This is a genomic window from Mycobacterium sp., from assembly GCF_049278535.1.
Lineage (GTDB): Bacteria > Actinomycetota > Actinomycetes > Mycobacteriales > Mycobacteriaceae > Mycobacterium.
This window is the reverse complement of record NZ_JBAPMI010000054.1, coordinates 1-13,002: the sequence shown is the minus strand read 5'-3', so window position 1 is coordinate 13,002 and position 13,002 is coordinate 1. Positions and strand designations below refer to the sequence as shown.

The window sequence follows — 13,002 nt, the reverse complement described above, 5'->3', positions numbered from 1 at the left end:
AGTCCGCGCGCACCGTTCCAGCGAGGCACAACAGGACTTCGAAGGAAGACAAGTTTGTATCGCGCGGTCTTCGGTAGTGGCTGCCGTGCTCCCCAATACGGGGGCAGCTCGGCCGCTTCGATCGACGGCCGTCGCCGCATCAGACTCTCCGACCTCCAGGTTGTCCTGGAACCCGCCGGGTTGAGTGTGCCTGCGCGAAATAGCTGAACAAATCCAGAGAGGCCGCACGGACAACTATGTCTGTAGCTGAAATTGACGAAGGCGTGTTCGAATCGACCGCCACCATTGACAACGGGAGCTTCGGCGCCCGCACCATCCGTTTCGAGACCGGCCGGCTGGCGCAGCAAGCCGCCGGTGCCGTCGTCGCCTACCTCGACGACGAAACCATGCTGCTGTCGGCCACCACGGCCAGCAAGACCCCGAAGGACCACTTCGACTTCTTCCCCTTGACGATCGACGTCGAGGAGCGGATGTACGCCGCGGGACGCATCCCCGGCTCGTTCTTCCGTCGTGAGGGACGTCCCTCCACCGATGCGATCCTGACCTGCCGCCTGATCGACCGGCCACTGCGCCCCACGTTCATCTCGGGTCTGCGCAACGAGATCCAGGTCGTCGTGACCATCTTGAGCCTGGATCCCAAGGATCTGTACGACGTGCTGGCGATCAACGCCGCATCCGCGTCGACGCAGATCTCCGGGATTCCGTTTGCCGGCCCGGTCGGCGGCGTGCGCGTTGCCCTGATCGACGGCCAGTGGGTCGCGTTCCCCACCGTCGAGCAACTCGGGAACGCCGTCTTCGACATGGTCGTTGCGGGCCGCAAGACGGCCGATGACGTCGCCATCATGATGGTTGAGGCCGAGGCGACCGACCACGTCATCCAGCTGATCGACGGCGGCGCGGGCGCTCCCACGGAGAGCGTTGTCGCCGAGGGACTCGAAGCGGCCAAGCCGTTCATCGCCGCGTTGTGTGCCGCGCAGCAGGAGCTGGCAGACAGAGCGGCCAAACCGACCGCCGACTACCCGGTGTTTCCTGATTACCAGGACGACGTGTTCTACGCGGTGTCCTCGGTGGCCACCGACGAACTCGCCAAGGCGCTGACCATCGCCGGGAAGGAAGAGCGCGACGATCGCACCAACGAGCTCAAGGCCGAGGTGCTCGAGCGCCTCGCCGAGACCTACGAAGGCCGTGAGAAGGAGGTCGGCGCGGCATTCCGATCGCTGACCAAAAAGCTTGTGCGCCAGCGCATCCTGTCGGATCACTTCCGCATCGACGGCCGTGGTATCACCGACATCCGCGCCCTGTCCGCAGAGGTAGCGGTGATCCCGCGGGCGCATGGCAGCGCGCTGTTCGAGCGTGGCGAGACCCAGATCATGGGCGTGACCACCCTCGACATGGTCAAGATGGCTCAGCAGATCGACTCGCTGGGACCGGAAAAGTCCAAGCGCTACATGCACCACTACAACTTCCCGCCGTTCTCCACCGGGGAGACGGGTCGCGTCGGCTCGCCCAAGCGGCGCGAGATCGGCCACGGCGCACTGGCGGAGCGGGCGCTGGTGCCGGTGCTGCCCAGCATCGAAGAGTTCCCCTACGCGATCCGACAGGTCTCGGAAGCTCTGAGCTCCAACGGTTCTACGTCGATGGGTTCGGTATGTGCCTCGACCTTGTCGCTGCTGAACGCCGGTGTGCCGTTGCGGGCGCCGGTCGCCGGTATCGCCATGGGCCTGGTGTCCGATGACGTGGAGGTGGAAGGTGGCGGCAGCGAGCGCCGCTTCGTCACCTTGACCGACATCCTGGGCGCCGAGGATGCATTCGGTGACATGGACTTCAAGTGCGCGGGCACCAAGGACTTCGTCACGGCGCTTCAGCTGGACACCAAGCTGGACGGCATTCCGTCGCAGGTGCTGGCCGGTGCGCTCGCGCAGGCCAAGGACGCACGACTGACCATCTTGGAAGTGATGGCCGAGGCCATCGACGCCCCCGACGAGATGAGCCCCTACGCACCGCGGATCACCACGATCAAGGTGCCGGTGGACAAGATCGGTGAGGTGATCGGGCCCAAGGGCAAGATGATCAACTCGATCACGGAGGAGACCGGCGCGCAGATCTCGATCGAGGACGACGGCACCGTGTTTGTCGGGGCCAGCAACGGCGAGGCCGCGCAGGCAGCGATCGACAAGATCAACGCGATCGCCAACCCGCAACTGCCCAAGGCCGGCGAGCGGTTCCTCGGAACCGTAGTCAAGACCACCGATTTCGGTGCGTTCGTGTCGCTGCTTCCCGGCCGCGACGGACTGGTGCACATCTCCAAGCTCGGTCGGGGCAAGCGCGTCGCGAAGGTCGAGGACGTCGTGAACGTCGGCGACAAGCTTCGCGTCGAGATTGCCGACATCGACAAGCGGGGCAAGATCTCCTTGGTGCTTGTGGACGAAGACGCTGGAGAATCCACCAACGGCGACGCTGCCACCAGTCCGGAGACTGCGCCTGCCGATGCCGCGACGGCCAGCAGTTAGTCCAGGGACGCAGCCGCTGCGCCGCGTCCGACACACCTCCGAGCCGCCCGCGGCGTACCGCCGCACCACGCTGCCCGGCGGGCTGCGGGTAGTCACCGAATACCTGCCCGGGGTGCGCTCTGCCTCGGTCGGGGTGTGGGTAGGTGTCGGATCGCGCGATGAGGGTGCCACCGTGGCGGGCGCTGCGCATTTCCTGGAACACCTGCTGTTCAAGTCCACTCCGACGCGCACGGCTGTCGACATCGCGCAGGCGGTGGACGCGGTGGGCGGTGAGCTGAACGCTTTCACCGCCAAGGAGCACACCTGCTACTACGCGCATGTGCTCGACGGTGATCTCGCGCTGGCCGTCGACCTGGTCAGTGACGTGGTGCTCAACGGGCGCTGCGCCGCGGGCGATGTCGAACTGGAACGCGACGTCGTCCTCGAGGAGATCGCGATGCGCGACGACGACCCCGAGGACGCGCTGGCCGACCAGTTCCTGGCGGCGCTGTTCGGTGAGCACCCGGTCGGCCGCCCGGTGATCGGCAGTGTGCAGTCGGTGTCGTCGATGACGCGCGCCCAACTGCATTCGTTTCACCAGCGGCGCTACACGCCCGAGCGGATGGTCGTCGCGGTGGCCGGCAACGTCGACCATGACGAAGTGGTGGCGTTGGTGCGCGAGCACTTCGGACCGCGGCTGGTCCGCGGCCGCCACGCGGTTGCACCGCGCAAGGGGGCCGGCCGGGTCACTGGTCGGCCGCGGCTGACGGTGGCCAACCGGGACGCCGAGCAGACCCACGTCTTCCTCGGGGTGCGAACGCCCGGTCGCCACTGGAAGCACCGCTGGGCGCTGTCGGTGCTGAACACCGCGCTCGGCGGTGGCTTGAGTTCTCGTTTGTTCCAACAGGTTCGGGAATCACGCGGGCTGGCGTACTCGGTGTACTCGTCGCTGGACACGTTCTCCGACACCGGCGCGTTGTCGGTGTATGCCGCGTGTCTTCCCGAGCGTTTTGCCGAAGTGACCCGGGTGACCGCCGACGTGCTCGAGGAAGTGGCACGCGACGGCATCACCGAAGCGGAATGCCGGATCGCCAAGGGTTCGCTGCGCGGCGGTCTGGTGCTCGGGCTGGAGGACTCCAGTTCGCGGATGCACCGCATCGGTCGCGGCGAACTCAACTACGCTGAACACCGAAGTATCGACCGGACGCTGCAGGAGCTCGATGAGGTCACTCTGGACGAGGTCAATGTGGTGGCGAGCCAACTCCTCGGCAAACCATATGGCGCAGCCGTTCTCGGGCCTCATCAATCGAAAAAGTCTCTGCCGCAACAACTTCGGACAATGACGAGGTAGCGCGATGGTACTGGGCTTCTGGGATCTCGACGTACCGATCGTAGGAGCGCCGATGGCGGGCGGCCCAGGCACGCCTGCGCTGGCGGCGGCGGTGTCCAACGCGGGCGGTCTGGGCTTTCTGGCCAGTGGCTATATCAGCCCGGACCGGTTGGCCGACGACATCGCGGCGGCACGCGCCGCGACCACCGGCCCGATCGGTGTCAACCTGTTCGTGCCGCAGCCCAGCGTGGCCGACATGTACCAACTCGACCACTACGCAGAGGCTCTCGACGAACTGGCCGAGCACTACGACGTCGAGATCGGCTACCCGAAATTCGGCGACGACGACGGGTGGCGGCAGAAGCTCGAGGTGGTGGCCGACCTGCGGCCCGAGTTGGTGTCGTTCACCTTCGGCGCGCCGTCGCCGGACGTGCTGCGCTGGTTCGGCGCGTTGGGAATGCTGCTCTTCGTCACGGTGACGTCGGCGTACGAGGCCGGCGTCGCGCTCGCGGTCGGCGCCGACGGCCTGGTCGTCCAGGGCCCCGAGGCCGGTGGGCATCGGGGCACGTTCGCGCCGGACATGAGTCCCGGGACCGAGTCGCTCATCGAACTGCTGGATCGCATCGGCAGCGCCCACAACGTTCCGCTGATCGCGGCCGGGGGCTTGGGCAGCACCGAGGACGTCGCCGCGGTGTTGCGCAGGGGAGCGGTGGCCGCGCAGGTCGGTACCGCGCTACTGCTATCCGACGAGGCCGGCACCAACGCCGCGCACCGTTCGGCGCTGGGGCATCCGCAATTCGACACAACCGTTGTCACCCGGGCGTTTTCGGGCCGGTATGCCCGCGGCCTGGCGAACGACTTCACCCGGATGCTCGACCACATCGCGCCGCTGGGCTATCCCGAGGTCAACCAGATGACCTCGCCGATCCGCAGAGCCGCCGTCGAACTGGAAGACCCGCACGGCACCAACCTATGGGCGGGGACGGCCTATCGGAAGGCCGAGGCCAAGCCCGCGAAGGACATCGTCAGCATCCTCGGCCACGTCTGAGAGCCTTCGTTTAGGTCGACGCCTTCGCGGTTAGCCGCGCCAGCGGTTGTTGACGAAATTCATCGGAAATCGGCATGACAGCCGTAGTGTCGGGGGTCATGGCCCGGCACCTTCCCTCGGGCACGGTGACCTTCCTCCTCACCGACCTCGAAGGGTCCACCCGGTTATGGGAACGGGACCCAGAGGCGATGAAGGTAGCCATGGTCCGCCACGACGAGCTCCTCGAGAATGCCATCGCCGCAAACCAGGGCGATGTTTTCGCGCGGATGGGCGACGGAATGGCGGCAGCGTTCGCGACGGCGAGGGACGCCATCTCGGCTGCGGCCACTATCCAACGGGCGCTTCTCGACGAACCCTGGCGAACGGTCGAACCACTGAGGGCGCGGATCGGGCTGCATACCGATGAGGCGGTCGTCGTCGATGACGGCGGCTATGCCAGTCTGCCGATCAACCGTTGCTCCAGATTGATGACAGCCGCCCACGGTGGCCAGGTTGTGATTTCGGGCGCGACCGAGGTGTTGGTGCGGGCGCAGCTGCCCGAGGCCATGACGCTGATCGATCTCGGTGAACACCGCCTTCGCGACCTTGGCCGCCCGCTACGGGTTTTTCAGCTTATTCGTGCGGGTGTCGTCGAGGAGTTCCCACCGCTGCGAAGTCTGGACGCGTTTCCGGGGAATCTACCAGTCCAGGTCAGCTCGTTCATCGGGCGCAAATCCGAAGTGGCGCGGGTCATTTCCGCACTGGCCGAATCGCGCGCAGTGACGATTACCGGAGTAGGAGGCGTGGGCAAGACTCGCCTGGCGCTCCAAGTTGCCGCGGACGTACTGCCGCGCTACCGCGATGGAGCTTGGCTGGTCGAACTGGCGCCGGTACGCGATCCCGAAGGCGTGGCTGAGGCAGTTGCAGCCGTGTTTCAACTGACGAACCGTGGCGGGCCGTCCCTCGAGGACTCGCTGATCGAAACGCTGGCCCAAAAGCAGGTGCTGTTGGTGCTCGACAATTGCGAACATCTGCTGGGGGTGGTGGCCCGGTTGGTGTCGCGGATAGAACGCGCGTGTCCAGGCGTGGTGGTGCTCGCAACGAGCCGCGAAGGGATGGCGATCGAAGGTGAGCAGCTGATCGCGCTGCCTCCACTGGCAACAGGTGAGCCCGACGAGGAACTGGAACGCCTGATGAGTACCGACGCCGTCAGTCTCTTCGTTGAAAGGGCGCGGCACGTCAAGGCCGATTTCATGCTGAGTCAGGGCAACGCACGGGCAGTGGTGGAGGTCTGTCAGCGTCTCGACGGCGTCCCACTGGCCATCGAGTTGGCCGCGGCCCGCGTCATCGCGTTAAACCCAGCCGAACTGGTTCAGCGCTTGGATCGCCGGTTCCAAGTGCTTGCCGGGGGCCGGCGCGGTGCGGTCGAGCGCCACGCGACGCTGCGCGCAGCCATCGACTGGTCATACGAGCTGCTCAACTCGGCCGAACAGCACCTTTTGGCCCGCATGGCCGTGTTCACCGGCGGCTGCGGGCTCGAGGCGATCGAGGAGGTTTGCAGCGGTGAGGTTGTCGAGCGCGAGGCAGTCATGGATCTGGTCGCCGCTCTGGTGGCCCGCTCGCTCATCGTCGCAGAGGACGACGGCCGCGGAACCCGATACCGCCTTCTGGAAACCATCCGGCAGTACGGTGAGGAACGACTGGCCGATTGCGGCGAGACCGACGCGCTTTTTACCAGCCACGCCCGCTACTACGCCGCACTATCTGCGCGAGCAGCTGAACGCTTCTACGGACCCGAGCAGATGGTGTGGTCCCGGCAGGTCAACCGAGAGCGGGACAACATCCGCGCAGCCCTCGCCAACGCAATCGAAACCGGCGATACGGCGCTGGCCGTGCAACTAGTGGCGGACCATCCCCATCAACAGATGACGGCAAGCCCGATCGGAGAGGTGCTGTGGATCCCCGCGTCGCGTGTGCTCGACATGCCCGGCGCTGATCAAGAACCGGGATATCCACGCGTGCTAGTGGTGGCGGCCTACAACGCGTACACCACTGGCGACTGGCAGGCCGTCGAGGAGTGGTCCCGCGAAGCGCTGGAGGCTGAGCGAGCCTCCTTGTCGCGGCGACGCCCTCGCATCGAGATGGATGTCCCCCATCTGCAGGCAATGGTGTCATTGGCGGCGGGTGCCTACGCCGACGCAGTATCGGGTTTCGCCCATGCCGCGGAGCTGGCCGACGCCGACGGATATCCCGGTCTTGCGGCGACCTACCTCGCCAACAGCGTCAACAGCGCTCTGCTCGGGGGCGGTTGGACCCACGACACAACCACCAGAGCCGAGGAAGCGGTCGCCCTGGCACGACGGTCCGGTATGCCCGGGGCCATCGTGATGAGTCTCAACTCGCTCGCACTGGCTCTGGCCGAACAAGATGCGAAACGTGCCAGGGTCCTGCTGCAGGAAAGCCTTGAACTCAGCTGCAAGCCAGGCGAGGAGATCTCGTCGGGTTTGCTTACCAGCTGCTTGGTAGCCGGCCGCCTGCAGGACTGGCAGCTCACCCTCACGTTGACCGCCCGGACCATGCACGTGTGGCGCTGGTACGTGACCCCGCTGCAGGCCGCCCCCTGCCTGGCGCTCTGCGCGAGGGCATTCGCCGAAGACCGGCCCGACGTGGCCGGTGTCTTGCAAGGGGCTGCCTTAGCCATTTTCCGGTACGCAAGCCACATTCCCGATACCGCCCGGCGCTCCGAGCCCACGCCGGCCGATAGCAACGTCAACTTCGTTCTCGCCGCGTTGCGCGAAACTAGTTCGCTTGTGACGACCGTGCTCGGCAATCAGCGCGCACATGAGCTCCGCGACGAGGGGGCCGCGATGAGCATGGACGAAGCGACGTCCTATGCGCTCGCCAACATCGACCGAAAGCTCCTCGCCGGTCCTGTTAGCAACGTGATCAGCATCGCCTGAAGCCCGGTGCCGTGAGCCGCTATAGCTCCGGCTTGCGGTGCGCCCACGGTTTGGCCGCCTCCAGCTGGCCGGCCACCCGGATCAGGACATCCTCGCGGCCATAGCCGGCGACCAACTGCACGCCGACCGGCAGCCCGGCGTCGGTCCACTCGACCGGCACGTTGATCGCGGGCTGGCCGCTCATGTTGAACGGCGGCGTGAAAGGAATGAACTGGAACGCGCGTTCCATCGCTTGCAGCGGATTGTCGGGGTTGTTGGCGATAACACCGAGCGGCAGCGGAAGTTCGGCAACCGTCGGAGTGAGCAAAAGATCCCAACCGTCGGCCCACCAGGCCTGAACCGAGCGGCGGAAGTGCGCGGCGGCCGAGAATGCGAGTGCATAGTCGACCGCGGTGAAATGCGTGGCAATCTCGGCCTGCACGCGGTTCATCGGTTCGAATTCATCAGCGGCGAGCGGTCTTCCGACTTGCTCTTCAATCCGTCGAAGCCCGACGCCCATGTTGGTGCTCCACAGCGTGGCGAAGTGCACCCTGAGCGACGTGTCGGCCAGCGCCGCGGGCCACGCCGGTTCGATGGTGTGGCCGAGCGATTCGAGCAACGTCGCGGTCGAACGCGCGGCATCGGCGCACTCGGGCGCGACGGCCCCTCCCTGCGGATGGTGGTCGAGCAGGCCGATCCGGAGCCGGCCCGGAACGGCGCCGAGCTCGTCGACATAGCTGCGCGCCGGAGCCGGCGCGATCACCGTGTCCCCAATGCCGGGCCCGCGAACCGCGTCCAGAAGCGTCGCGGTGTCGCGCACCGTGCGGCTGACGCAGAGCTCAACCGACAACGTGGTTTCGTCGCGGATCGGGCCGATCGAGATCCGGCCCTGACTGGGCTTGAGGCCGACCAGACCGCAGCACGACGCCGGAATGCGAATCGAGCCGCCACCGTCGCTGGCATGCGCGAACGGGACCATGCCACTGGCGACCGCGGCAGCGGAGCCGCCGCTGGACCCGCCGGGCGAGCGGCTGGTGTCCCATGGGTTGTGGGTCGCGCCCCAGGCGATCGGTTCGGTGGTCGGCACGCTGCCGAGTTCGGGACTGTTGGTCCGGCCGGAAATCACCAAACCGGCGTCGCGAAACCGGCTCACCAATGTGGTGTCGGCCTCCGAGATCGCACCCGCGTTCTTAAGCCCGACGTTCCCGTTGGTGATGCGCTGGCCGGCAAAGCCGGCGAACAGGTCCTTGATCAGGAACGGCACGCCGCGAAAGGGACCGTCGGGCAGCCCAGCTCGCGCGGTGTCGCGCGCGTGGTCGAACCAACGAATGACCACCGCGTTGAGCGCGGGGTCGATGCGCTCGATCCGCTCGATGGCCGCTTCGACCAATTCGAGTGGTGTTGCCTCACCGTTGCGCACCAGCGCGGCCTGGTCGACCGCATCCATCCAGCGGGTCTGATCGGCGAGTGAGCTCACGCGGCTTGTGTAGCACGCAAATGCGGGTCAGACCAGCAGAGCGGCCGGGTCGGTGAACGGCAGAGCCAGGTCAGCGGCCACCCGTTGACATAACAGCGCACCCTCGTGCGTCGAAAGGCCCTTGGCCAGAGCATGATTCGACTGACAAGCGGACCGCCAACCGTTGTCGGCGAGTTCGATGACATACGGCATGGTGGCGTTGGTCAACGCATACGTCGACGTCTTGGGCACGGCCGCGGGCATGTTCGCCACGCAGTAGAACAGCGTGTCGTGCACCGCGAATGTCGGGTGGTCGTGGGTGGTCGGGTGCGAATCCTGGAAGCAGCCGCCCTGGTCGATGGCGATGTCGACCAAAACTGCGCCCGGCTTCATATGCGCGACAAGAGAATTCGACACCAGCGTCGGAGCTTTGCCACCCGGCAACAGCACCGCGCCGATCACCAGGTCGGCCTGCTTGACGGCTTCCTCGACCTCCAGGGCCGTCGAGTAGCGGGTCTGCACCCGGCCGCCGAACACGTGGTCGAGCTCGCGCAGCTTGTTGATGTTGACGTCGAGCACGGTGACCGCCGCGCCCATTCCGACGGCGACCCGGGCGGCGTTGTATCCGGCGGTTCCGGCGCCGATGACCACGACCCTCGCCGGTTCGACACCCGGGACTCCGCCCATCAGCACACCGCGACCGCCGTAGGTGCGCATCAAGTGATATGCCCCGACCTGGGCCGACAGCCGGCCGGCGACCTCACTCATCGGGGCCAACAGCGGCAACGCGCCGTCCGCGGTCTGCACGGTCTCGTAGGCGATCGACGTAGTGCCCGACGTGAGCAACGCCTCGGTGCACGAGCGCGAGGCGGCCAGATGCAGGTAGGTGAACAGCGTCTGGCCGCGCCGCATCCGCGAGTACTCGCCTGGCGTGGGTTCCTTGACCTTGAGCACCAGGTCAGCATCGGTCCAGACGTCCTCCGCAGTCGCCATGAGTTGTGCGCCGGCGGCCTTGAAGTCGGAGTCGGGGATCGCCGAGCCCTCGCCGGCGCCCGCCTGGATCAGGACCTCGTGACCGCGGCGGGTGAGTTCGGCGACGCCGGACGGGGTGATCGCGACCCGGAATTCGTTGTTTTTAGTCTCGGTAGGGATGCCGACGTGCATGACTTCGATTGTGAAGAAAGTTCAGTCGGAGTGCAAAGATGCCGAAGACACGCGTTTAGAATCAGAATATGACCGAAGAAATATCGGAATTCCAACCTAGCGGGAGTTCGTCGCCGAAGGATCTTCGGCCCGCGGATTTGGACGGTGCGGACCGCAAGATTCTGAGCTTGCTCCATGACGATGCCCGAATGACCAACAGCGCGCTGGCCACCGAACTCGACATCGCCGCATCGACATGTCACGGCCGGGTCCGGCGACTCGTCGACTCGGGTGTGATCCGCGGCTTCTACGCCGATATCGACCCGGCCGCAGTGGGATTGCCGTTGCAGGCAATGATTTCGGTCAGCCTGCAATCCAACGCTCGCGGCAAGATTCGCGAGTTCATCCAGCAGATTCGGCGCAGGCCCCAGGTGATGGATGTCTACTTCCTCGCCGGTGCCGACGATTTCATCCTGCACGTCGCGGCGCGCGACACCGAAGATCTGCGTTCGTTCGTGGTAGAGAACCTCAACGCCGACGCCGACGTCGCGGGCACCCAGACGTCGCTGATCTTCGAGCACCTGCGGGGAGCCGCGCCGGTCTGACCGCGAGGAGTTCCCGATACCGGGGGTACCGGGTATGCTGCTGCAAATGTTCACGATCCACGACGAGGCTGTCGGTCCGCATGCGCAAGGTCGCGGGGCGTCGGCCGATCATGAGCGACTGGTCCTCGAGGCGCGCGACGTCGCGTTCGACTGGGCGAAGCTGCCATTTCACTATGTGCCCGGCGAGCCGTTCACTACCCACGTGCTCAACGTGCTGCACCTGCTGCTGCCGGCCGGCGAAGAGCTCTTCGTCGATGTGTGCAAGCAGGCACTTCCGCTGATCAAGGACGACCAGCTGCGGCTCGACGTGCAAGGGTTCATCGGCCAGGAGGCGATGCACTCCCAGGCGCACACCGGCGTGCTGGACTACTTCGCCGCCAACAACATCGACGTGACACCCTTCACCGACCAGATCGGCTGGCTGTTCGGCAAGCTGCTGGGTGACCGGCCGCACTGGAGTGTGCGACGGCAGCACAGCTGGCTGCTCGAGCGGATAGCGGCCATCGCGGCAGTCGAGCACTACACCGCGATTCTGGGTGAGTGGATTCTCGACTCCCCGCAGCACGACGCGATTGGCACCGACCCGGTGATGCTGGACATGCTGCGCTGGCACGGCGCCGAAGAAGTCGAGCACAAAGCCGTGGCCTTCGATCTGATGAGGCACCTGCGGGCCGGTTACCTACGCCAGGTGCGTACCCAGCTGGTCGTGACGCCGATGATTCTGCTGTTGTGGGTGCGCGGGGTCCGGTTCATGTACTCCGTTGACCCGCAGGTGCCGCCCGGCGCCAAACCGCGCTGGCGGTATTACTTCCAGGCAGCGCGACGTGGCTTGGTGCCAGGGCCCCTGCGCTTTGTGCGGGTGATCGGCGCCTACTACCTGCCGGGCTTCCACCCGTCGCAGGTCGGCGGGGTGGAGAAGGCGGTTGACTACCTGGCGATCTCGCCCGCCGCGCGCGCCTCGCACTGAGCCGAGAGGATCCCATGACCACCGCTTCGGCGAGTAGTTCCAACCTGCCGATCCAGACCACCGTGACTGCCTCGGACGGCGTCACGCTCGCCGTACACGCCTACACCGAGATCGACCCGCACCGGCCGACCGTGTTGGCCATTCACGGTTACCCTGACAACCACCACCTATGGGACGGGGTGGCCGAGCATCTAAGTGGTCGCTACAACGTTGTCGCTTACGACGTGCGTGGTGCCGGCGAGTCGGCACGCCCGGCGGGACGATCGAATTACCGCTTCCCCCAGCTGGTTTCCGACATCGGCGCGGTGATCGACAGCCTAGGGGTTGGCCGGGTGCATCTGCTGGCCCACGACTGGGGCTCGATTCAGGGATGGGCCGCGGTCACCGACGAGACGGTGATGGGCAAAGTGGCCTCGTTCACCTCGATTTCCGGGCCGCACCTGAGCTACGCCGGCAAGTTCTTGCGGTCGGCCCGTACTCCACGCGGTCTGTTCGACGTGGTCCGGCAGGTCCTCGCGTCGGGATACATCTGGTTCTTCTTGACCCCCGGCCTGCCGGAGTTGATGATCCGGTCCGGGGTGGGCGTGAAAGTCATTGACGCCTTTGGCCGTATCGGCAATTCGAGCAGCCGGACTCGACCGGCCGAAGCAGTGCGATCCACCGGCGACTATGTCAACGGGCTCAACCTGTACCGCGCCAACATGCCTGCGCCATTCCTGGCACCCGGGGCCACGCTGCCCGCCACCACGGTTCCGGTCCAGGTCTTGGTACCGCGGATGGACTTGTTCGTCACGCCGGCGCTGCAGCGGTTTACCGGATCAATTCCGTTGGGCAGCAGGGTTATTCCCATCGAAGGCGGGCACTGGGTGGTGACCGCGCGTCCCGACGTCGTCGCGCGGCTGGCCGGTGAATGGATCGACCAAGTCATCAGCGGCGCTCCGTCGGATGACTCAGGCGCTGTGCGAACCGGCCCGCGTGACGTGCGGGGAAAGCTCGCTTTGGTCACCGGCGCAGGTGCCGGGATCGGCCGTGCCACCGCAGTCGAG

At 66.1% G+C, this 13,002-nt stretch carries 9 protein-coding genes; 7 read left to right on the top strand and 2 right to left on the bottom strand.

Going from position 1 to position 13,002, the window contains the following annotated elements; translation table 11 throughout:
- The first annotated feature begins 236 nt into the window (after positions 1-236).
- The 4 genes from WAO18_RS03130 (at position 237) to WAO18_RS03115 (ending at position 7,806) form a co-directional block, all read left to right on the top strand.
- On the top strand, positions 237-2,510 hold the full coding sequence (locus tag WAO18_RS03130; RefSeq protein WP_422203803.1) for a polyribonucleotide nucleotidyltransferase: 2,274 nt from the start codon (positions 237-239) through the stop codon (positions 2,508-2,510).
- Positions 2,488-3,840 (top strand): M16 family metallopeptidase, encoded by a 1,353-nt coding sequence (locus WAO18_RS03125; RefSeq protein ID WP_422203801.1) that lies wholly within the window; start codon positions 2,488-2,490, stop codon positions 3,838-3,840. The genes WAO18_RS03130 and WAO18_RS03125 overlap by 23 nt, the downstream gene beginning before the upstream one ends.
- Before the next feature lie 4 nt (positions 3,841-3,844).
- Complete coding sequence (locus tag WAO18_RS03120) at positions 3,845-4,867, top strand: nitronate monooxygenase (RefSeq protein ID WP_422203799.1); 1,023 nt, start codon at positions 3,845-3,847, stop codon at positions 4,865-4,867.
- Between the two features lie 74 nt (positions 4,868-4,941).
- Positions 4,942-7,806, top strand: a complete 2,865-nt coding sequence (locus tag WAO18_RS03115; RefSeq protein WP_422203798.1) for an ATP-binding protein — start codon at positions 4,942-4,944, stop codon at positions 7,804-7,806.
- Positions 7,807-7,825: 19 nt separating this feature from the next.
- On the opposite strand, the gene WAO18_RS03110 is transcribed toward WAO18_RS03115, so the two are convergent.
- Positions 7,826-9,262: an amidase gene (locus tag WAO18_RS03110; RefSeq protein WP_422203796.1), complete on the bottom strand. Its 1,437-nt coding sequence runs from the start codon at positions 9,260-9,262 to the stop codon at positions 7,826-7,828.
- Positions 9,263-9,289: 27 nt separating this feature from the next.
- The gene (ald, locus tag WAO18_RS03105) at positions 9,290-10,405 is read right to left on the bottom strand and encodes an alanine dehydrogenase (RefSeq protein ID WP_422203794.1); all 1,116 of its coding nucleotides are present in this window, start codon (positions 10,403-10,405) and stop codon (positions 9,290-9,292) included.
- Positions 10,406-10,473: 68 nt separating this feature from the next.
- On the opposite strand from ald, the gene WAO18_RS03100 reads away from it, so the two are divergent.
- From WAO18_RS03100 to WAO18_RS03090, 3 genes are all read left to right on the top strand, one after another.
- A complete protein-coding gene (locus WAO18_RS03100) occupies positions 10,474-10,989 on the top strand; it encodes an Lrp/AsnC family transcriptional regulator (protein WP_422203792.1) in 516 nt (171 codons plus the stop codon).
- 46 nt (positions 10,990-11,035) lie between these two features.
- On the top strand, positions 11,036-11,956 hold the full coding sequence (locus WAO18_RS03095; RefSeq protein ID WP_422203790.1) for a metal-dependent hydrolase: 921 nt from the start codon (positions 11,036-11,038) through the stop codon (positions 11,954-11,956).
- Positions 11,957-12,000: 44 nt separating this feature from the next.
- Positions 12,001-13,002 (top strand): alpha/beta fold hydrolase (locus WAO18_RS03090; RefSeq protein WP_422203855.1); only part of this gene is annotated, 1,002 nt, incomplete at its 3' end.

Excerpts from the sequence above, each read along its gene's own strand:
- WAO18_RS03130 (WP_422203803.1), top strand. The coding sequence starts at position 237 with ATGTCTGTAGCTGAAATTGACGAAGGCGTGTTCGAATCGACCGCCACC.
- WAO18_RS03125 (WP_422203801.1), top strand. The coding sequence starts at position 2,488 with ATGCCGCGACGGCCAGCAGTTAGTCCAGGGACGCAGCCGCTGCGCCGC.
- WAO18_RS03120 (WP_422203799.1), top strand. The coding sequence starts at position 3,845 with ATGGTACTGGGCTTCTGGGATCTCGACGTACCGATCGTAGGAGCGCCG.
- WAO18_RS03115 (WP_422203798.1), top strand. The coding sequence starts at position 4,942 with ATGACAGCCGTAGTGTCGGGGGTCATGGCCCGGCACCTTCCCTCGGGC.
- ald (WP_422203794.1), bottom strand. The coding sequence starts at position 10,405 with ATGCACGTCGGCATCCCTACCGAGACTAAAAACAACGAATTCCGGGTC.
- WAO18_RS03100 (WP_422203792.1), top strand. The coding sequence starts at position 10,474 with ATGACCGAAGAAATATCGGAATTCCAACCTAGCGGGAGTTCGTCGCCG.
- WAO18_RS03095 (WP_422203790.1), top strand. The coding sequence starts at position 11,036 with ATGTTCACGATCCACGACGAGGCTGTCGGTCCGCATGCGCAAGGTCGC.